The 21,711-nt window shown below is 60.5% G+C and carries 14 protein-coding genes; 4 read left to right on the forward strand and 10 right to left on the reverse strand.

Going from position 1 to position 21,711, the window contains the following annotated elements:
• Positions 1 to 543: GMC family oxidoreductase (locus VL547_RS20720; RefSeq protein ID WP_325581548.1), on the forward strand; the 543-nt coding region annotated here is incomplete at its 5' end.
• Here the strand turns inward: VL547_RS20720 and VL547_RS20725 are convergent.
• Entirely contained in the window at positions 538 to 1,386 is an 849-nt protein-coding gene (locus VL547_RS20725) for a beta-1,6-N-acetylglucosaminyltransferase (RefSeq protein ID WP_325581550.1), read from the reverse strand. The two genes, VL547_RS20720 and VL547_RS20725, sit on opposite strands and share 6 nt — an antisense overlap.
• Before the next feature lie 160 nt (positions 1,387 to 1,546).
• Between VL547_RS20725 and VL547_RS20730 the strand changes: the two genes are divergently transcribed.
• Complete coding sequence (locus VL547_RS20730) at positions 1,547 to 2,821, forward strand: oligosaccharide flippase family protein (RefSeq protein ID WP_325581552.1); 1,275 nt, start codon at positions 1,547 to 1,549, stop codon at positions 2,819 to 2,821.
• Positions 2,822 to 3,225: 404 nt separating this feature from the next.
• Here the strand turns inward: VL547_RS20730 and VL547_RS20735 are convergent, their stop codons facing one another.
• Genes VL547_RS20735 through VL547_RS20775 form a run of 9 tightly spaced genes read right to left on the reverse strand, consistent with a single transcriptional unit; the run spans position 3,226 to position 13,241 of the window.
• Positions 3,226 to 4,383 carry a glycosyltransferase family 4 protein gene (locus tag VL547_RS20735; RefSeq protein WP_325581554.1) on the reverse strand — a complete coding sequence of 386 codons (1,158 nt, stop codon included), beginning with the start codon at positions 4,381 to 4,383 and terminating at the stop codon, positions 3,226 to 3,228.
• 10 nt (positions 4,384 to 4,393) lie between these two features.
• Complete coding sequence (locus VL547_RS20740; protein ID WP_325581556.1) at positions 4,394 to 5,557, reverse strand: glycosyltransferase family 4 protein; 1,164 nt, start codon at positions 5,555 to 5,557, stop codon at positions 4,394 to 4,396.
• 47 nt (positions 5,558 to 5,604) lie between these two features.
• A complete protein-coding gene (locus tag VL547_RS20745) occupies positions 5,605 to 6,375 on the reverse strand; it encodes a class I SAM-dependent methyltransferase (protein ID WP_325581558.1) in 771 nt (256 codons plus the stop codon).
• Entirely contained in the window at positions 6,372 to 7,604 is a 1,233-nt protein-coding gene (locus VL547_RS20750; protein ID WP_325581560.1) for a glycosyltransferase family 4 protein, read from the reverse strand. Before VL547_RS20750 ends, VL547_RS20745 begins: the two co-directional genes overlap by 4 nt.
• Positions 7,544 to 9,472 (reverse strand): asparagine synthase (glutamine-hydrolyzing), encoded by a 1,929-nt coding sequence (gene asnB / locus VL547_RS20755; protein ID WP_325581562.1) that lies wholly within the window; start codon positions 9,470 to 9,472, stop codon positions 7,544 to 7,546. The genes VL547_RS20750 and asnB overlap by 61 nt, the downstream gene beginning before the upstream one ends.
• 31 nt (positions 9,473 to 9,503) lie before the next feature.
• Positions 9,504 to 10,412 (reverse strand): glycosyltransferase family 2 protein, encoded by a 909-nt coding sequence (locus tag VL547_RS20760; RefSeq protein WP_325581564.1) that lies wholly within the window; start codon positions 10,410 to 10,412, stop codon positions 9,504 to 9,506.
• 1 nt (position 10,413) lies between these two features.
• Positions 10,414 to 11,616: a glycosyltransferase family 2 protein gene (locus VL547_RS20765; protein WP_325581566.1), complete on the reverse strand. Its 1,203-nt coding sequence runs from the start codon at positions 11,614 to 11,616 to the stop codon at positions 10,414 to 10,416.
• 3 nt (positions 11,617 to 11,619) lie between these two features.
• On the reverse strand, positions 11,620 to 12,792 hold the full coding sequence (locus VL547_RS20770) for a sugar transferase (RefSeq protein WP_325581568.1): 1,173 nt from the start codon (positions 12,790 to 12,792) through the stop codon (positions 11,620 to 11,622).
• Positions 12,793 to 12,800: 8 nt separating this feature from the next.
• Positions 12,801 to 13,241 carry a response regulator gene (locus tag VL547_RS20775; protein WP_325581570.1) on the reverse strand — a complete coding sequence of 147 codons (441 nt, stop codon included), beginning with the start codon at positions 13,239 to 13,241 and terminating at the stop codon, positions 12,801 to 12,803.
• Between the two features lie 332 nt (positions 13,242 to 13,573).
• Here VL547_RS20775 and VL547_RS20780 point away from each other — a divergent pair, with 332 nt between their 5' ends.
• Complete coding sequence (locus VL547_RS20780) at positions 13,574 to 14,722, forward strand: glycosyltransferase family 2 protein (RefSeq protein ID WP_325581572.1); 1,149 nt, start codon at positions 13,574 to 13,576, stop codon at positions 14,720 to 14,722.
• A 248-nt stretch (positions 14,723 to 14,970) separates the two neighbouring features.
• Entirely contained in the window at positions 14,971 to 21,672 is a 6,702-nt protein-coding gene (locus VL547_RS20785; RefSeq protein ID WP_325581574.1) for a fibronectin type III domain-containing protein, read from the forward strand.
• Positions 21,673 to 21,711 lie beyond the last annotated feature (39 nt).

The following is a 21,711-nucleotide window of genomic DNA, read 5'->3' on the forward strand; positions in this document are numbered from 1 at the left end:
TACCAGGCGGCGGGGAGCCGGCTGGAGTGGCCGGAGCTGGGGTATACCGAAGGGTTTGGGGCCTCGTTCAAATCGCAGCTGGTGCGGCCGGGGCCGTGGCATATGTGGATGGGTGTGTGGGGAGAGACCCTGCCCTACTTCGAGAACCGCGTGGCGTTGTCCTCGTCGCTGGACGCCTGGGGGCTGCCGCTGGTTAGTATCAACTACGCTTATCACGATAACGAAGAAAAAATGCGGCGCGACGCCGAAGCCTGCGCGGTCGATATGCTGACGAAGACCGGCGCCACCGGCATACATTCCTATGGACACCTTGCGCCCGGCGGGTCGGCCGTCCATGAGATGGGGACCGCGCGGATGGGGCGCGACCCGCGGACGTCCGTGCTGAACGGGTTTAACCAGATGCACGACGTGCCGAATGTGTTTATTACCGATGGGAGCTGTATGACGTCGTCGGCGTCGCAGAATCCGTCGCTGACGTATATGGCGCTGACGGCGCGGGCTTGCGATTTTGCGGTGAAGGAGATGAAGGCGGGGCGGCTATAATAGCGTTGCTTCGATTTCGTCGAGGATCGTGGCATCGACGTCCGTGTCGAATTTGCGGGCGAACCATTTGCTAGAGCGTTTCAGATTGTCGAAGTCTTCCGCTTTCAGCGTTTTGGGGCTGGCCTTGCCTTCGGACCAGTCGATGTACAGGAGGTGGTCCTGGATTTTCCCTTTAAATGGCGAGTTATAGAGGACGGTGGAGGCGACGAACTCGTCGGCGCCCCAGACGTATTTGAAGAATTTGACTACTTCCGGGTGGGTGTCGAGGAAATCGAGCATGTACTTTGTCGCGCCGGCGGTGAGGGTGTACCATTGGGACCAGCCGGCGATTTCCCATCCCCCTATCGGGAACTTTCTTTTTGGCAGCAGCGCGTTGGCGAGCTTTTCCAGGCGGTATTTGCCGGGGATCGTCCAGTTATGGAAATTATAGCGCCAGACGTGGAGGGCGGCGTCTTTCCACCAATCGACGCCGGAGCGGGCGGTGTAGCAGGTGATATACTCGGCGTTGTCGCCGGCTTCCAGGAACTCGTGGAATCCGGCGGCGCTTCGTAACGGAAAATCCTGACCGGAAATATGATTTATGTAATCGTATGTGCCGCGTTTGAGGGCTTCGCGCAGGCTTTCGAGGCTGGCGGTGACGAGGCTGTAGCTGCCCCATTGGACGTCGATGCGCGTGTGCAGCAAATAGACGTTCGGTTGTGTCTCGAGCGCCTTGAAGGCCGCGATGTCGGCCTTGCGGTCGACGTGTATGTAACAGTCTGCGTCGGGATGCGCCAGGGCCGCGGTGAGGCGGGCGACCTGGGCGGGGTTTTTATGGGTAAGTATAACGTGGGCGATGCGCATATGTTGCTACGAAGTTAAGGATCGCGGCCTGTTTAAAAAAAGTGGTACATTCGCGAAACGGCTCTCGTTGAAAAAGTATTTCTCTTCATACTGGGTCAGGTCCGCCTTCTTTGCTATCTCACAACGCTTCTCCATTACCCTTTTCGGGGTTATCAATTTCATGATACTGGTACACGCCATGACACCCGCCCGGTACGGGGTGTGGGCCCTTTTCCTGGTGGTGACGACCTTTTTCGAGATGACCAAGAGCGGGCTGCTCAAAAACGCGCACGTCCTCTATGTGAGCGGCACCGCGGCCGATAACCCGGAGAAAACGACGATCGCCTCCTCCTCCCTGATCATCAACACCGGGATCACGATCCTGTTCATCGCCTTTATCTACCTGTGGGGAGACGGCCTGTCGCGCTGGGTGGGCGGGGGTCCGGAATTGGCCACGACGCTTCGCTGGTTTGTACCGGGGCTGGTGGTGATGGTATTTTTTTCCCACCTGGAGGCGGTTCAACAAAGTCACCTGGACTTCAAAGGCGTCTTCGCGGGGTATTTTGCACGACAACTGTCGTTCCTTATCGTGATCGCCTCGCTTAGGCTCACGCACCAGCCGATACGGCTGGAACACCTGTCGCTCTACTGGTCGGGTTGCGTTTTCATCGGAACGGTGGTGATCTATTTTTACAGCCGGCGTTACCTGTTGAACCGCTTCGACCCCACGATGGCCTGGGTCAAAAAGATCACGGGCTACGGCGGGTATATCTTTACGTCCGGGATCGTGGCCAACCTGTTTTCCAACCTCGATCAGCTCATGACCGGCGCGGTGATCAAAAGCACCGCGGACGTCGCGATGTACAACTCGGCGTCGCGGCTCAACCAGTTCATCGACACCCCGAGCTACGCCGCGGCGGACGTCATCTTCCCGAAGATATCCAAGGCCTCCGTCGAGGAGGGGGAAAACAAGGTGCTCTATCTCTACGAACGGATGGTGGCGGTGCTGATGTGCTTCACCACGCCGCTCGTCATCTTTATCATCATCTTCGCCTGGCCCATCACGACGATCATCGCGGGGAACGCCTACCAGCGGGCGGCGCTGATCCTCCAGCTCTACATGGTGGCCGGGTTCCTGCGACCCTTCCAGAACCAGTCCGCGAACCTGTTGAACTCGCTCGGCAAGGCGCGGCTGTGTTTTATCATCAACCTCATCTCCCTCGGTGTGAACCTGATCGTCAACTGGACGTGTCTCCACACCATCGGTTTCTACGGCGCCGCCACCGGCACGGTGATCACTTGTCTGCTGGGGACCACCGCCTGGTACTTCGTGATGCGCCGCCAGGTCGGCGTTGAGATGCGCTCGATCATCCGCTACATGGGAGAGTTCTACGGCGTCTTTTACCGCGAGGCGCTGGCGATCCTGCGGCGCGTGCGCGGCGGGGCGGGGGCTTAGTGCGCGGGGCGCCGGCTTAGTGCGCGGGGCGCGGGCGGACGGCGGTGGTTCGCGAGCCCGAAGGCGTTTGACGCCGTCCCCCCACCCCGGGGGTTTTCCTCTCTTATATTTTGGGCAAGCTAAAGCTTTGTAAATCGAACGAATTACTGCGCTTGCCCAAGGTATGGCTTGCCCGAATACCCCTGGGTACCCTTACCTGTAAATTGGGCAAGGTATAGCTTTAAAAACCGCCCGATTTACTGCGATTAGCCAAGATATAGCTTGCCCAAAATCTAAAGAGAGGAAAACCCCTGGGTGGGAGGCGCGGAGCAATGCCGTCATGCGGTCGGGGCGGGGGGCAAAGGCGCGGGGCAAAAGCGAGGGGCAAAGGCGGGGGGCAGAGGCGCGGGGCGCACAGCGTGGCCTTAGCGGCGCAGGAACTGCGGCGACATTTCGGTGAAATCTTCGGTCCAGCGGTCCCAGGTGAGGGACTGTTCGTAACGGCGGCGGCTGGATGCGATCAAGGCGTGGTAGCGCTCGGGGGTACCGTATATTTCGGCGATGAGGGTGGCGTAGGCGGAGCCGGGGGCGTCGTAGGGGAGACAGTATCCATTGACGCCGTCGCGGACGAGGTCGGGGATGCCGCCGGTTTGGGCGGTGATCGCGGGCATACCGTAGGCGTTGGATTCGCAGGCGACGATGAGGGAGCAGTCGGCGCGGGAGGGGAGCACGAGGAAGTGCGACGTGGACAGCAGCTCGACGAATGTGGAGTGGTCGGTCTGGAGGTTTTTATTCAAAAAAGGGATGACCTCGACGGCCGGGTGCCCGAAACCGGGCGGGGGGGTGCAGCCGCAGATGATGAGCTTGCAGGGGATGCCCATGACGTCGTGCAGGTGTACCAGCGCGTCGTAGGCGATGGCGCCGCCCTTGCGTTCCCATTCGACGGCAAGGTAGAGCATGGTGAGCACGGGCGTGTGGACCTTATCGAAGATCATGTCCGCCGTCGGGGTGTCGTCCATGTTGGCGCCAAAGGGGCGGATAAACACGCGGTCGGCGGGGAAGCCGTAATCCTTGATCGCCGAGTCGGAGGCCCAATGGGAGGTATAAAAGATAAAATCCGCCCGAGCCAGGGAGCGGCGTTCGAGCCATTCGCCGGTCAGGCGGGAGAGACGGCTCATCTTCCGGAACTCGGGATAGGCCTCCGTGTAGCAACGGAAGGTGGAATCCTGGAGGTGGACGACGGGGAGGTCGGTGCGGAGCCAGGCGCAGGCCGGGCTGGAGGCGGGCGCTACGAGGACGTCGTATTGTTTGCCGCGCATGCGGCGTTTGAGGGCGCGGGCGCCGTACCAGCTGACAAGGAGGCTGTACTTCGAATAGAATTCGCGGCCAAAAAGGACGCGGTGGAGTTTGGCGGTGGCGCGGAGGAGCTTGTCCATCCAGCGGGGATGCGGGACGGGACCCAGAAAGTCGACGTCGCCGACGTTGCGCCCGAGGGCCTGGCCGAGGTAATAGGTGATGCCGGACCAGGAGCGCTTGTCCAGCGGGTCGTTGACACAGTAATACGCGATACGTAGAGGCTTCATTGAAATCATTTTAGCCGGCGAGCTCGGGGAGCGCGGCGCTGGCGGCCTCCTGGAAGCTTTCGGCCCAGCTGTCCCAGTTGAGGCGCTCTTCGAAGCGCATCCGGCTGGTCTGGACGAGCTGCTCGTAGCGCTCCTGGTCCTTGAACAGCTCGGAGATCAGGAGGGCGTAGAGGCGTCCGTCGGCGTGGTAAGGTAGGCAATATCCGTTAACTCCGTCCTGGACGACGTCTGGAATTCCGCCGGTTTCGGTGGTGATGGCGGGGACGCCGTAGGCGTTTGCTTCGCAGGCGACGATGAGGGAGGCGTCGGCGCGGGTGGGCAGGAGCAGGAAGTGGACGGTGGACAGGAGGTCGCGGAGACGGTCGCCGTCGACGTTCCGGTTCAACACCGGGATGACTTCCATGTCGGGGTGCTCGATGCCGTCGGGGGGGGTGCAGCCGCAGACGATGAGGCGGGCGTCTTCGCCGTGTACTTCGCGTAATTCACGGAGGGCCTGGAAGGCGAGGTCGCCACCCTTCAGGGTCCAGTCGCTGGCCATGAACAGGACGGTCAGCCGCGGGTTGGCGAACTTGCGGAGGATGATGTCGGCGTCGGGGCGGCCGTCCATGTTGGCACCGGGTGGGATGATCGCGACTTTACGCGCGTCGACCTTATAGTCCTTGATGGCGGAGTCGGCGGCCCATTCGCTGGAGAAAACGGAGAGCCGGCTCCGCTTCAGCGAGCGCCGCTCGAGTATATTGCCTTCCCAGCGGGAGAGCCGGGACATCTTCTTAAACTCGGTCAGGTAGTAGTGGGTGATCAGCTGGAAGGTGGTGTCGGAGATCAGCACCACCGGGAGGTTGGTCTTTATAAAGGCCAGCTCCACGCTGGACGCGGGAGCGCAGATGATGTCGTAGGCGTTGCCGCGCATACGGCGGCGGAGCGCTCCGGCATAGTACAGGCTCATGGGAATGCTGAACTGGGCAAAGTATTCCGTCCCGAACACGGCGCGGATCAGCCGCGCGGCGCTGCGGAAAAAACGGTCGATCCACATGGGTATCTTGATGGGCCCAAGCAGGTCCACCTCTCCCACGTGCTGCTGCAACGCCTGGGCGATGTAGTAGGTGGAGCCGGACCAGGTCCGTTTGTCCCTGGGATCATTTCCCGTCAGATATGCAATCTTCAGTTTACGCAAAGCAGGTAAAGGATTAACGATTTGGAATAACTAACTGAGGGGAGCCTTTACCTTTTTTCCCACACCGTAAAAAAGCCACCGGACATTTCCACGGGGAGCCTGTCCGCCAGGGCGCAGTCCATGCGCTGGAGGAGGGGCACCCGTTTGGCCAGGAACGAGAACGGGAAAACGTCTTCTACAAAATTGGCGCTGCCAAAACGCGTGATCCGGAACTTGTGTGCCGCGGATAACGCCTCGAGGTCGCGCCTGGAAAAAAACTGAACGTGGTCCAGGTTGTCCGCGTCGGACTGGACCGTGGTACCGGAATAGCCAAACATCTTCTTGGCGCCGACGATCGTCCGCCACAGCCAGTTGTTCCGGCGACGCGCGCGGAGTACCGGCTTGGTGACGAAGCTCTCGCGGGGTCCGTGGCCGTTGGGTACCGTGACGATCAGCGTCCCGGTTTCCTTGAGGCTGGCGTAAAGGACGTCCAGCAGGCTGCCGGGGTTGTCGAGGTGCTCGAGGACCTCGCTGCAGATCACGGCGTCGTACCGGGAGCCTTCGGCGACCAGGTCTTCGGCGCTCTTGGTGATGAATTCCACGTTGGGCAGGGGGTGGATGCTGCGGGCTTTCTCGATGGTCCTTTCGCTCACGTCTATACCCGTCACCCGAAAGCCGAGCCGGCCGAGGTGGCGGCTGATGACCCCGTTGCCACAGCCTACGTCCAGGACCTGCGCACCCGCCGGGAGGTTGGCGCCCAACACCCCGGCGATGAAGTCCACGCGTTTGCGGTCGGCAATACGGTCGTACTCATACATGATTTTATCTTTTTTGGTCATTTATTGTCAAGCGTTTCCAAATACAATGATTCGATCTTCCGGGTCATGCCGGTGACGTCGAAGCCGCCTTCGATCGTGGCGCGGGCGGAGGCTCCGAGCCGGTCGCGGAGCGCGGCGTCCGTCGCCAGCGTGACGAGCGCGGCGGACAGCGCGCCAGGGTCGGCGGGCGGGACGATCATCCCGTTGGTCCCCTGGAGAATCAATTCCCGCGAGCCGTCCACGTCGGTGGCCAGGCAGGCTTTTTCCATCGCCATCGCCTCCATGAGCCCTATCGGCAACCCTTCCCACAACGACGGCAGGCAGAATATATCCATCGCGTTCAGCACATCGGGTACGTCGGTGCGGAACTTTTCAAACACAACCTTGTTCTCGATACCCAGGGCGGCGGCGCGCTGACGGGCATCTTCCTTCAGCTCCCCCTCCCCTACCAGCACGAGTACGGCGCGGGGGTTGGCCTTTAGCACGGCGGGGAAGGCTTCCACCAGGGCGACGGGCGCTTTCTGGTGGGTCATCCGGCCGACAAAGCCGACGACCAGCGCGTCGGGATGTAGGCCCCATTCGCGCCGTAGGTCGCTGAACGAGCGCCCGGGGTTGAACTGGGTCAGGCTGATACCGTTTGGAATCACGACGGATTCGAAACGGGGTATGTATTTCGACCCGGTCTGCTGGTTGCTCCCGGAGACGGAGATGGTCTTGTTGACGCCGCGGGTGATCCATTTTTCTACGAAGATCCGGGCCCGCTTTACCCACCAGGACTGGTCGTCGTGAAAGGACCAGCCGTGGACGGTATAGATGATGGGCAGCCGCAGCATGCGGGCGGCCCAAAAGATGTTGGTGTTGGCGCGGGTCCCGTGGACGTGTACGAGGTCGATCTTTTCGCGGACCATCAACCGGCGGACGGCATTCCAGGTGGACAGGTCGAAGGCGCGTTCGGACGGGATGACGTGATGGTTGACGCCCATGCGGTCGAGGGTATCCATCATCTTGCCGTGGGTGAAGGCGAGGACCACCGGCTCGAAGCGCGAATTGTCCATGTGCTCGACGAGGTTCAGGATGTGCGTCTCGCCGCCGCCCACCTTTCCCTGGCGGATGGCCTCGAGGACGCGGATCTTGCGGCCGGCCGCGGCGGCATCGGCGGTCACGGCGTTGGCGGTAAAGGCGGCGGCGGTCATGCGAGCGCGCCCTCCACCGGCGTGGTTACGGGGTTCTTCATCCAGCGCTCGTACCACAGCTGGAAGACCAGCAGGTTCCAGAGCTTCTGGTAGTTGACCTGCTCGCCGGCGAGGTACTGGCGGCTCAGCTCGGCGATGGGCGTGGCGTTGAACAGGCCGCTCTCCTTGAGCTTGCGTTCGCCGAGGTAGTCGTGCATCTTTTCGGCCAGCTCGTCCCGGAACCACACCTTCAGCGGCGCGATAAAAGGCATCTTCGGCCGGTCCATGAGACCCTTGGGGATGTATTTGTGTACGATCTGCTTGAGTAAATACTTATTCACGCCGTCGCGGATCTTCAGGTCGGCGGGGAGCTGGGCGACGAACTCGATGACGCGGTGGTCGAGCATCGGCTCGCGGCCTTCCAGACCGACGGCCATGGTGGCGCGGTCGACCTTGACGAGGTTGTTGTCCACGAGGAAGGTCTTGTAATCCACGGCGAGCATCCGGTTGAGGTTGTCGAGGTGGGGACCGGGATAGTGGCCGGCGTCGAAGTTCGTTTCGTAGGCGGAGAAAGCCGGACGGATGAACGAGCGCACCTCGTGCTCGGGAATGTAGTGGCTGATGAGGCGCAGCGCTTCCATCGGGCTGCGGGAGGCCCATATGCCCTGCATCTTCCGGTAGCGGGTGCCGAAGTTGTATTGTTTGGAGAAATAAGGGATCTGGTCGGGGTTGAACAGGCCCATCGTCCCGCTCAGCACGGTTTGCAACGGCGCGGGCATGGCGGTGTAGCGCAGGGCCTGGTTGAACTTGTTGTAGCCGCCGAATATCTCGTCGCCCCCGTCCGCGGAGAGGGACACCTTTACGTGCTTGATGGCCAGCTGCGCCACCAGCGCCGTCGGGACGACGGAATTGTCCGCGAACGGCTCGTCATAGATCTCCGGAAGGTGGTGAAAAACGCCTGCCGCGTCGGCCGCGGTGACGTACCATTCGTGGTGGTCGGTGCCGAGGTAGTCGGCGATCTTCCTGGCTTCGCGGGCTTCGTTGAAACCGGCCTCGTGGAAGCCGATGGTAAAGGTCTTGATCCGGTCGGTGCGGCCCTTCTGGAGGAGCGCGGCGACGCTGCTGGAGTCGTACCCGCCGCTCAGGAACACGCCCACGGGCACGTCCGCCACCATCCGGTAGTTGTAGGCGGAGAGCAGGAGGCGCTCGGTTTCCTCGATGGCTTCCTGGTCGGTGATCTTGAGCCGGGGCTTGTCGTAGGCCTCGGTCACGTCCCAGTAGGGGCTTTCGATCAACCGGCGCTCCCGCAGCGAAACCGTCAGGCTGTGGCCCGGACGGAGCTTCCAGGTATTCTTGAATATCGAGTACGGGGCGGGGATATAGCTGTATTGGAGGTAGAGCGCCAGCGAGTTGACGTCTATATCGCGGACGAAGGAACGGTGCTGGTGGAGCGACTTGAGCTCGCTGCCGAACAGGAAGGTGTGCCCGTCCCAATAGTAATAGAAGGGTTTTACACCGGCGCGGTCACGCGTCACCGTTACCTCGTTCTTGTCGCGGTCGAGGATGACGTAGGCGAACATGCCGATGAAACGGTGGACCACCGAAGGTCCCCAGCAGTGAAAACCCTTCAGGATGACCTCGGTGTCGGAGGTGGAGTCGAAGCTGTAACCCTTTTGCTCGAGCTCCCGGCGGATCTCCATGAAGTTGTAGACCTCGCCGTTGAAGATCATGCTCAGGTGCCTGAAGTGCATCGGCTGGTGACCGCCGGCGGACAGGTCCAGGATCGACAGGCGGCGCTGTCCGAGCCCGACGGAGGCCTGGGGTTGCTCGAGGACTTCATAGCCGGCGTCGTTGGGTCCCCGATGGGCGAGAACGTCGGTCATGCGGACCAGCGTGTCTTTGCCCGTCTGGCGTGTAAAATCGATAAAACCGGCTATACCACACATACGTTTCCAGAGTTTAAGGTTGGGAAGAGTCCTAGTGTTTAAGGTTGGACAAATCCCAGTTAGACAAATTCCAAGCGAGACCCTGCCAGAACGCCCTCAGGTGTTTGGATTCCCGTTTGGCGATATATTTAAGCGTGTTCTTCGGGACGGTGCACAGGGCGTAATAGGTGGTGAAAACGACCAGCGGCCAGCCCTTTACGTTCCGCCGCATAAACAGGATGCGGTTGCGGTTCTGGTAAAAGGTCTTGAGCGTGCTGACCTTGCCCACCGTCATCGACTCCTTGTGGTAGATCAGGCTTTTGGGCTGGTAGTATATCTGGTAGCCCTTGCGCTTGATCGACTCGCACCAGTCGAATTCCTCGTAATAGAGGAAGTAAACCTCCGGCATGAGGCCTACTTCCCTTATCACCCAGGCGGGGACCATCATTCCGCCCCCATGAGCGTAGTTGGTTACCCCCGCCTTATCGTATTGCCCGTAATCTTTCTTTTTGCAGCCGACCATGGCGTTCCGCCCGCTGAAGATGTTCACCTCTTCGTACCCGGCGAACTCGATCGTGCCGGGCGCGTCGTAGTAGTGGAACTTCGGGCTGACGGCCCCGGCGTCGGGGTAGGTGTCGAATATCTCCACCAGGCCTTCCAGGATGGTCGGCGTCAGGACGGTGTCGTTGTTGACAAAAAAGAGGTACTCCCCTTTGGCCGCCTTGATGCCGAGGTTGTTCCCCCCGGCAAAGCCGAGGTTCTTGGGGCTCATGATGAGCCGGACGTCGGGATAGGCCTTTTGCAGGGCCTCCACCGGGCTTTCACGGGAGGCGTTGTCCACTACGATCACTTCCACGTTGGGGTACGTGAGGTAGTGGATGGACTCCAGGAGGTCCACCGTGACGGCCGTCTGATTATAGTTGATGGTGATGATGCTCACCAAAGGCTTCTGTGCTGCCATATTACCGGTTCACGATGTTGTTTGAAATACTCGTACGGGTATGCAGGGTGTGGATAAACGTCTTGTTGGCGCTCCGTAGCGACAGGAGGTTGATGGCCATCCGCCCGATAGCGCCCGGGAGCCGCACCAGCGCGCGGGCCAGGTCGCGGCTGTAGTAAGCCCGCGGCAGCGCGAGGGCGAGCGTCAGCAAGTAGGTCACCCAGAGACCTAGCCCGGCATAGCCCAGCACGGGGTCCACGAAGAAAGCGCCCACGGCGACCAGCGGCAGCGCGCCCAGGAGCAGGGCCCGGGGCAGGACGACGTTGTTCAGCACCGCGAGGTTGAAGTACGACAGGTTCCCGCGGAACAGGTAGCCGCAACCCCGGATAAAGTACTTGCGCAGGTACACCCACTGGCTCGATATCCAGCGGCGGCGCTGGTTCCCAAAGGCCTCGCCGGACTCGATCTTTTCGTCGTAGACGAGGGCGTCCTCGAGATAACGGATCTTCACGCCCTTGGCGACCACCTTCAGCTGGAGGGGTTTGTCAAAACCGCCCACAGCGTCGATGGAGGTCAGGATGTCGCGGAGCATGTTGTACTCGAAGGCCATCCCCGAGCCGATCACGGCGGAGGACAACCCGAGGGCGCTGGTTCCTTTGCGGAAAATATGGTTGTTGATGGCTTCGCTACAGGCGTCGAGGAAGGCGTAGGCGGTGTCCATGTTCTTGGCCACCCGGCGTCCCTGCACGGCCCGCGCGCCGAGGTCGAAGGCGCGGTTGATCTTCTGCAGGAAATCGCTATCCACCATGTTGTCGGCGTCGCATACCAGGACGATGTCGTAGGGCTGTTTGTTGCGCGCGAAAAAGGCGTTCAGCGAGCGCGTCTTGGTGCTCTGCTTAAAGGCCACCTCCCAAACGGTAAGGGGCAGGTTGCGGAGCTGGAGCACGGTGGCCGGTTGTAAGGAGTCCGCCATCACGTGCACGTCAAAACAGATCGCCGGGTAATCCTGGTCCAGGAGGTTCTGGGCGGTCGATACGATAATGCCGTCTTCTTTATAGGCAGGCACTACGACAGCGATCCTCCGGTAAAAACCCGGCTGGGTGCTGCCCAGCGTCCAGGGGTTCCGATAACGGGAACGGCCGGCGAGGGTAAGGATCAGGAGGTAAGCCACGGAGCATCCGAAGTAGATCAGCAGGATCAGCACCGTGAGCCAAAGGGTCGTCATGGCTTAAACGTCGGCTTTTTGTATCAGGACCTTTGGCGTGTTGAGCAGTATCCTAAGATCGTAAAAGAAGTTGTGCTGGTTGGCGTAGTCGATGTCGAGGTTGATCCTTTCCTGTACGGACATGTTGGGATTCCCGCGCTTTTTGATCTGCCAGAGACCGGTCATGCCCGCGGGCGCCAGGAAGCGCTGGACGCTGTCGTCGCCGGTCAGGGTCATGGCCTCGTACAACGGCAGGGGACGGTTGCCCACCAGGGACATGTCCCCGAGCAGGACGTTGAGCAGCTGCGGCAGCTCGTCCAGGCTGGTGTTGCGAAGGAAACGGCCGAGCCGCGTGACGCGGGGGTCCTTGTCGATCTTCAGGAACATAGGCTTGCCGCTGGCGCCGGCCACATCGTACTGATTCAAATGTTTGATCTTGTCTATCTCTTTGTCCGCGCCTTGTTTCATGGTGCGGAACTTATAGAATTTGAAGATGCGGTACCCGCGGCCGGCGCGGGGGGACGCGTACAGCACGGGTCCACGGGAGTCCAGCTTGATGAGCAGGGCCACGATCGCCATGACCGGGGCCAGCAGAACCAGCGCTATGCCGGAGAGCAGGATGTCCATGGTCCGCTGGGCCACGCGACGGGGGCGGGTGAACAGTGGCGCCGCCTCTTCCCGCGTATAGTACGGCAAGGTCTGACGGAGGTGCTTGTATTTTTTCAGGACGTCGATCTTGGCGCAGAGGTCGTCTTCGTTCCCCGCACCGTCGAATACGTCGTCCACGTTGCTCAGCGCAAAGGGATCGTAGGGTGTTTCGGGCCCGTTGTCCCCGCCTTCGTCACCCGGTAACAGGACGATAAAGGGGATGCGGGCGTATTCCTTGGTCACGGAAAGGAACCCGGCGAAGTGGCTGATCAGGGACTCGTCCATGCGGATGTCGCAGAGGATCGCTTCCGGGAGGCTGCGGCCTTCCTGGTAGTATTCCAGCAGGAGGGTGTTGCGGGCCTCGTGGATGCTCGAGGCGGTAAAGCAGAGGTAACCCTTCCGGTTTAGTCCTTCGGCGCAATCGCCGGCGGCTTCACCGATCAAAAGGACGTTGCGGTCCGCGCTCTCCAGCGGGGAGACGGGGTGGGAATGCCACCGCCATTCTACCGTGTTCTTTTTGGTCTCGTAGGGGCGTAACGTTTCGATCATACCGGCGGTTAGGATTTAGAAATGGTGAACAAAGAGCCTTTGGAAAACAGAGCGGCCTTGCGGGCCTCGGTTGCCACCGGGGATTCCGCCAGGACGCCATTGGCCGTTTCCAGGAGGTGTAGGGGATCGAACGGTTTCTGCAGGATGCGGGCGACGTTTGCCGAGGGCCTGGCGTCGTCCGTGGATGGGGCGTCCGTCAGCAAAATGACGGGTATGTCGCGGTACAAACGGCTGGTGGCCAGGTGGGCGACCAGCTCGTGACCATCGATATTTTGCATATTGAGGTCGCAAAGGACCAGCCTGGGGCGTATGCCCCGGGACAGGATGTGTATGGCTTCCACCCCGTCGGAGGCGGTGAAAACCGTATACTGCTTGTCGAATATCGACTTCAGCAGTCTCAACAGTGGTTCGTTGTCGTCCACGATCAACAAGGTAGGCTTCATCATCATACGGATAGGGGGTTAGTGTTGGGATACTGCCGTATGACCTGGCCGTCGCGTAGGGAGTAGGTCCTGCTTCCGGAGGCAGGCGATGAGCGCCGTACACCTCCGGAAGAGTAAGCTGAGGACCCGTGGACTACACTTATGCGTTCAAGCATAAAAACAATATCTGATTTAAGAGGAAGCAAAAAAAGAAACCGTACTTGGACCTATTTTGGTAGGTAGTTCCAGGATACGGTTTCTAAAAGCTAAAGTATAACGGGATTTTTTCCCGCACCGGGCCATTCCCGTGAACGCTCGGAAAATCCTCGTGAACGCTGGTAAAAATGTATCTTGGGGACATGCTTCTCTGGAAAATACTCCTGTTCGGCTCTTGGTTCATCGTTGCTTATAACTACTTCGGATATGCGCTAATCGCTTTGATTATCAATAAGATGAACCGTCGGCGGGCGACCGTGGAAGGCTTTTTGGGGGATTCCGGGGCGCTGCCGGGGGTGACTTTCATTGTGGCCGCATATAACGAAGCGGCCTGTATCCGTGATAAAATCGCCAATTGCCGTTCCCTGGACTATCCCGCGGACCGGGTGGAATGGTTATTCGTGACCGACGGGTCGACGGACGAGACGCCTTCTATCGTAGGGGCCGCCGCCGGGTTCCGGCTGTTGCACGATCCCGCGCGCGGGGGAAAGTCGGCGGCGCTCAACCGGGCGGTCGCGGCGGCGAGCCACGATATTATTATATGTAGCGACGCGAATACGGTTTTGAATGTGGACGCCCTGCGGTTGATCGCCCGGCACTATGCGGACCCGAAGGTAGGGGGTGTCGCGGGGGAGAAAAAAGTCGTGTCGGTGACCGATGCGGCGGTGGGAAAGGGCGAAGGGGCATATTGGAAGTATGAGTCCGCGCTCAAGCGGATCGACTCCGGCTTCTATTCGGTCGTGGGCGCCGCCGGGGAGCTGTTTTCCTTTAGGAAAAGCCTATACGAGCCCGTCGATAAGTCCATCATATTAGACGATTTCGTCATATCCATGCGGATCGCGGCGAAGGGGTACCGTATACTATATGAACCTGGGGCGATAGCGGCGGAGACGCCCTCGTTTTCGATGGAGGATGAAAGTAAGCGGAAGGTACGGATCGCGGCGGGCGGGTTTCAGTCGGTGGCGCTGCTGAGGGGGACCATCCATATATTTAAATACCCGCGGCTCTATTATTTATATATATCCCATCGGGTGCTCCGGTGGGTGGCGAGTCCTTTTTGCCTGATAATAGCCCTGATCGCGGGGGCGGTCCTCTGGTGGAACGACCCCGACCCGGTGTATACCTGGCTCTTCGGGGCCCAGGCGGCGTTTTATGCGCTCGCGGTAATCCCCATGAAGGCGGGACGCCTGCCCAAATACTTCGTTTTTATGAATCTCTCTGTCATTCAAGGATTTGTGCGCTGGATGAGGGGCGGACAGTCCGGGGCGTGGGAAAAATCACGGCGCGCGTAATGCGCGTTCCCCCGTAAAAACACGCGTTTACGAACAAAATAACTGACTTCACCCAATTGTAAAAATTTGGTGGAAGGGGGCATCTAATTTTACCGTGCCGAATAGTATCGGCAATGGTTTTTGCTTACTTAAATCACCACAAACACAATTAGATGCCAAAGCTCTACGCCGCGTTTGTTGTCCTTCTGTCCCTCATTTGCTTGCGAATGGACGTGAATGGCCAATCCATCATTAACCCTGGCGACACCGTGAAGACGTTTCCTACGTCGGGCACGCAACCTGCGATCCCTGCTTATGGGACCGTCGCCAAGTGGTACCGGGCGCAACGCCTCAGCTGGAACACGACCGAATGGAAGTGTTACATCTACAACGGGCAGCCCTTCCGGGTCCACTTCCCTAAATCGTACAACCCGACCGCCAACGACGGGAAGGTGTACCCGGTTTTCCTCTTCCTACACGGCGTAGGCGAGGCGGGTACCGCTTATGACAACGAATATCAGCTCTACCACGGCGGGCAGATATTCCAGAACCAGATCGACAATGGCAGTTTCGACGGCTATTGCATCGTTCCGCAAAGCCAGGGTGGTTGGGGTCCGGCCAACTACACCAACATCATCCCTGTCCTCAACTACATGATCGCCAACAACAAGGTCGACTTCACGCGGATCATCGTGAACGGCCTGTCCGGTGGCGGCGCGGGTTGCTGGGAGATCGCGGACGACTACCCCCAGTATTTCGCGGGGGTTATGCCCATGTCGGCGATGTGCTCCTGCTACAGCACCTCCGCCTGGGTCAATAACATGAAGTACACGGCGTACTGGGACTTCCAGGGCGGCCAGGACGGTTCTCCCGATCCCTATACGGCCAGCCTGGTGAACCCTTACTTCTATAACGCAGGCGCTAATTACACCTATACCGAATTCATCACCCAAGGTCACGACACCTGGGACTCCGCTTGGCAGGTGCCGAGCTTTTTTCCGTTTGTCAACGCACAACACAGCAATAACCCCTGGCCTCTTTTCAACCACACGGGCTTCTGTCCCGGCGCGCCGATCAGCGTAACCATGGGGGTCGCCCCCGGGTACCAGGCGTACCGCTGGCGGTTGAACGGCGGGACGCCCAACCCGGCCTGGACCACCAACCAGATCACGGTCACCGCTGTGGGGACCTATGACTGCCAGGTGGAACTGAACGGCGTTTGGTCGCCCTGGTCCCCCACCCCGGTCACCGTCTTTGTACAGGGCGCGACGCAAACGCCCAACATCACGCTGGTCAACAAACAGTCGGTCACGATCCCCTCCACGGACCTGAACGACTCGGTGACCATGTTCCTGCCGGCGGGCGACTCGTTGTACTCCTGGTACAAGGTCGGTAACGCGGGCGTCGTCGGCTCTTCCAACACCCTGACCGTAGGCGGTCTCGGCGGCCCCGGCGACTACTACGCCACGGTGATCCCGAAATTCGGCTGTAGCGCCATCCCCTCCCCGGTCTTCCAGGTGGTCAACGCCGGCGGCCCCAACGCGCCCCTGGCGGCGACGAACCCCGTGGCCAACGGCCTGGGCTTCACCAAGACGCAACTGACCTGGGCCAGCCAGCCTAGCCAGAAGAACCCGCCCACTGCCTTCGAGATCTATCGCGCGACAAAATCGGGAGGCCCCTACATCTACCTGGGCCAGACCGGGCCAAGCGTGCTTCAGTATGTAGATTCGGCCAATGTCCTGGCGGGCAAGACCTACTACTACGTCATCCGCGCCATCGATACGACCGGCGCCGCGCCGCTCTCTCCCGAAGTGTTCGCAACGACCAGCTCGGATAAGACGGCGCCCACCGGACCGACCGGTCTGATGAGCACGATCACGACGTCGAGCACGATCGCCATCAAATGGAACAGCTCCACGGACAACGTGTCGGTGGACCACTATAACGTATATGTCAACGGCACGCTGACCAACGTCACGCACGACACCTCGTTCGTGCTGAACAGCCTCACCAGCGGCGCCTGGTATTCGATCTACGTCACGGCGGTGGACCCCTCCGGTAACGAAAGCGTGCACAGCCCGCAGCTCGTTTCCGAGGCCATCAACGGCGGTCTGATCTACAACTACTATACGTCGACCACGAACCTGACCTCCGTGCAGAACCTGGTGTCGATGACGCCGGTCGCCAGCGGCCAGGAAGCCAACGTGGGTATCGGTATCTTCCCCGGCACCACGACCAACTTCGGGTACATCTGGCACGGGTACATCACGATTCCGGTGAGCGGCACGTATAACTTCGCTACGGCATCCGACGACGCCAGCGCCCTTTGGTTCAATACCCTGACGCCCGGCACCGACGCCGCGGCTACGGTGAACAACGACTATATCCAAGGCACCACCCAGCGGAACAGCGCAGCGCTGAACCTGACGGCCGGCACCTACCCGATCTGTATCGCCTTCGTCCAACAAGGCGGCGGTTCGGCCATGTCGGTGCTGTGGAGCTCGCAGAAGCTGAATGGCAACACCACCTATGTCGCCATCCCGAACCAGTATTTCGCTGGCACGGTCACGTCGCCCGGTAGTGTTCCCAAACAACCGACCACCGTCAGGGCTACGGCCACGGCCTACAACCAGACGCAGGTTACCTGGACGGACAACAGCAACAACGAAACCGGGTTTGAAGTCTATCGCGCCACGTCCGCCAGCGGTCCCTTCGCGATCGCCGGCACCGCCCCCGCGGGCTCCACGTCCTTTACCGACGCAGGGCTGACGGGTGGTACGACCTACTTCTACAAGGTGCAAGCCATCAATAACTCCGGTGCTTCCGGCTTCGACAGCCTGTCGATGAGCGGTCTGACGTATAAGGTCTACTCCGGCGCCTTTGGCAGCCCGATGCCGAACTTCAACACGCTGACGCCCGTCGCCACCGGCAACATCAACAACGTGAACATCGCCGTCGCCGGCAGCCTGACCACCAACTTCGGTCTGTTGTTCACGGGTGTGCTGAGGGCGCCCGCCACCGGTACCTATACCTTCCAGACGTCTTCGGACGACGCCAGCGCCCTGTATATCGGCGGTTACCCGAACGGCACGAAGGTGGTCAACAACGACGCCCAGCAAGGCACGACCACCAAGACCGGGACCATCACCCTGACCAAGGGCCAGACCTACGCCTTTGCCGTGCCCTACGACCAGGGTACCGGCTCGTATGTGCTGACCGCGGCCTGGAAGACGCCCGGTTCCACCACCGCCGTAGCGATCCCCGATTCGGTCTTCGCGTACGCCGGCTGGACCTGCACCACGCCCGCCGCACCCGCGGCCCCGGCTACCCCCGTCGTAACGGCGTCGGCTACCTCCAGCTCGAAGATCACGCTGAACTGGACCGAAACGTCCCCCGTGGTCAGCGGCTACGTGCTGAACCGTTCGGCTAACGACCAAAGCCACTTCCAGCTCCTGGCCAACATCACGGGCAACCCGTCCTCTTACCTGGACAGCTCGCTCTTCGGCCACACGCAATACTACTACCAGCTCCAGGCCGTCAACGCCTCGGGCAGCTCCGCGTTCAGCGCGATCGCCGGCACCACGACGCTGGATAACTTCCCGGTCGTGACCGCCGTGCCCAGCCAAACGGCCCGCTATGGCGTCACCACCACGATCAACCTGCAGGCCACCGACCCCGACGGGGACGCGCTGACCTTCACCGGTCTGAACCTGCCGGCCTTCGCCAGCCTGCAAGACAACGGCAACGGCACCGCGGTGCTGACGCTGAACCCGACCCAGGCACAGTCCGGCTCGTATAACGGTATCGGCGCCACGGTGAGCGACGGCAAAGGCGGCTCCACCAACATCGCCTTCAACCTCACGGTCAACGGTAACTACGCACCCGTCCTGACGGCGGTGTCGCCCGTACAGGTGAACACCAACGCAACGGTGAAGATACCGCTGACGGCTACCGACCAGAACGGCGACAACCTGACCTTTACGGTCAGCGGCGTACCGGGCAACAACAGCCTGGTCCTTGGCCCCAACGGCTCCGACACCCTCGTGGTAACGCCCGGTCTGGCAACCACCGGCACGTATACGGTCACCGTCACCGTCAACGACGGCAACGGCGGTATCACCACGACGACGTTCCCGCTGACGGTGAGCTTCGTGACCCCGACCAAGGTGGTCTACATCCGCGCCAACGACGGCGACCCCGTCGGCGCCCCGTGGAACAACTTCACGTCGCAGATCACGAGCAACCTGCTCGACATCAACGGAGTCAACACCGGTTGGACCTTCAACCTGAACACCGGCTGGTGGGGTGGTTCCGCCCTCGGGCCCACCACGGGTAACAACAGCGGCGTCTACCCCGACAACGTCATGAAGGACTTCTGGTTCTTCGCGTATGCCGGCGGCCCCGCCACCGTCGACCCGATCATCTCCGGCCTGGATACCACGCAGCTGTATAACATCACGCTGTTCGGCTCCTCCGTCTTCAACTGGGTACCCGACAACGGTACGACGGTCTACTCCGCCCAGGGTCAGACGCAGTCGCTCTACGTCCAGAACAATACCAAGAACACCGTCACGCTGACGAACCTCAAACCGGACGCCACCGGCTCCATCACGTTCCACATGGCCGTGACCCCCGGTACGCCCGTAGGGTATCTGAACGCCCTGGTGATCAACCAGCTCTTCGACGACGGCACCCTGCCGCTCAGCCCGCACAACCTGACGACCGCCCTCAGCGGCAGCAGCGTGGTGCTGAGCTGGTCCGATTCCGCGTACAACGAGCAAGGGTACGAAGTATGGAGGGCGACCAACGCCGCCGGTCCGTTCACCCTGCTGACGAACCAGATCCCGCCCAAGACGGTCAGCTATACGGATAGCACCGCCTTTGGTTTCACGACCTATTACTACGAGGTCCGCGCCTACAACCAGCACGGCTACTCCTACTATACCAACGTCGCCAGCGCGACGACGCCCGACAAGGTGCCGACGCTGAACCCGATCGGTAACCTGAGCCTCGGCTGGGATACCGACACGGTAATCAACATCACCACGACCAACGCCGCCGGTAACACGGTCACGCTGACGGGTTCCAACCTGCCGTCGTGGGCCGTCCTGACGGACAACGGCAACGGTACCGGCACCCTGGCGATGAACGTGCCCGACAGCACCTCCGGCAGCTTCTCGAACCTGACGATCACCATGACCGACAGGGCCGATTCGGTCCGCACGACGTCCTTCAACCTCACGGTGAAGAACCCGCTGGTGACCACGACGTATATCCACTTCTCGGACGGCATCAACAACGGCGCCGCCCCCTGGAACAACATCAACATCTGGCCCGGCAGCGGTTTCTCGCAAACCAACCTGCTCAACGACAACGGCGTCAACTCCGGTATCACGCTCACCTACCAGAGCAACTTCCAGGGCTTCAACAACTCGGGCGACATCACCGGCAACAACTCCGGTATCTTCCCCGACGGTGTGATGGGCTCCTGTCTGTTCGACGCCGGTTCGCAAACCGACTCCATCCTGCTCAGCGGTCTGACCCCCGGCGCGCGGTATACCTTCGGGGTATTCAGCAGCTCCAACTGGCAGGTCGCCGGCAATACCAACTTCACCCTCCTGGGCACGACCCAATCCGTCTTCCCGGCGTACAACACGAACAACCTGCTGCAATGGCGGAACGTGACGCCGAGGGCCAACGGTACGGTTTCCCTGGGTGTGCAGAAGGCATCCGCCGCTCAGTACTCGTTCCTGAACGACATCATCGTACAACAATACGATACCTCCAAGCTGAAGATCCTCGGGCCTTCTTACCTGCAGGCTACGCAAATCACGCGTAACTCGGTAAGCCTGCACTGGACCGACAATTCCTGGAATGAGACCAACGAAGAAGTATGGCGCGCCACCGACGGCCAGCCGTACAAGAAGATCGCTACCCTGTCGCCCAACGTGGTAACCTACAAGGACTCCGCGCTGGCTTCCAACAGCACCTACTACTACTCGGTTCGCGCGGTGAAGGGCACGCTCCCGTCCACCTATTCGAACCCTGTCAAGGCAACGACCACCTCGTACGCCGTGTACATGGAGTTCAACGAACCCGGCACCAACCTGGCGCCGCTCCCCTGGAACCCGATGAACCAGGCGCCGACCAACGGTACGGTTTGGAAGAACCTCTGGGATGACCAGGGTAACCCGACCTCCACCGGCGCGGTCATCAACGGTCTGTTCGACGTCACCAACCTGGGTACGGTCACCGGCAACAACAGCGGTGTAGTCCCCGACGCGGTCATGGTCGACAACTACCTGGTGTTCTCCGGCGGTTCCGCGGCCATCATCATCAACGGTCTCAATATCAACGGCCTCTATGACGTGACGTTCTTCAACAGCTTCTTCCAGTCCGACGTGGTCACCCGGTTTATGGTGAACGGCCAGCCGGTCATCCTGGATGCTTCGCTGAATACGTCCGCCACGATCACGGCCTATGGTATCAAACCCGATGCCTTCGGTCAGATCACGGTCACCATCCAACCCAACCTGCAAACGACGGCCTACGCCACGTTGAACGCGATCATCCTGAGAGGGTACTCGCCGGACAACAACCCCGTACCCGCCACGCCGGTTACGACCAGCCAGGTGGTCACGCAGACCCAATCGGTCAGCCACTCCACCCAGGACGCCTCGGTTACGCCCAGCGTACTGGCCGGCGGGGACACGGTGATCGCCGCCTACCCGAACCCCTTCAAGACGAGCTTCACCCTCCAGGTGCCGGCCGTCAGCGAAGACAAGGCCCTGGTAGAGATGTACTCGACTGATGGTCAACAGGTTTACGCCAACGAGTTCAAGAACCTCGTGGCCGGGACCAACTACCTCACGATCCAGCCCGCCTTCTCCCTGAACACGGGCGTGTACATCGTGAAGGTCCGGACCAAGGAAGGAAATATGACTAAGACGATTAAAGTGCTGAAACAGTAACTTTAGGTTACTGTCTCTAATAGGATCGATCGCCGGTCC

Source organism: Dinghuibacter sp., from assembly GCF_035492835.1.
Lineage (GTDB): Bacteria > Bacteroidota > Bacteroidia > Chitinophagales > Chitinophagaceae > Dinghuibacter.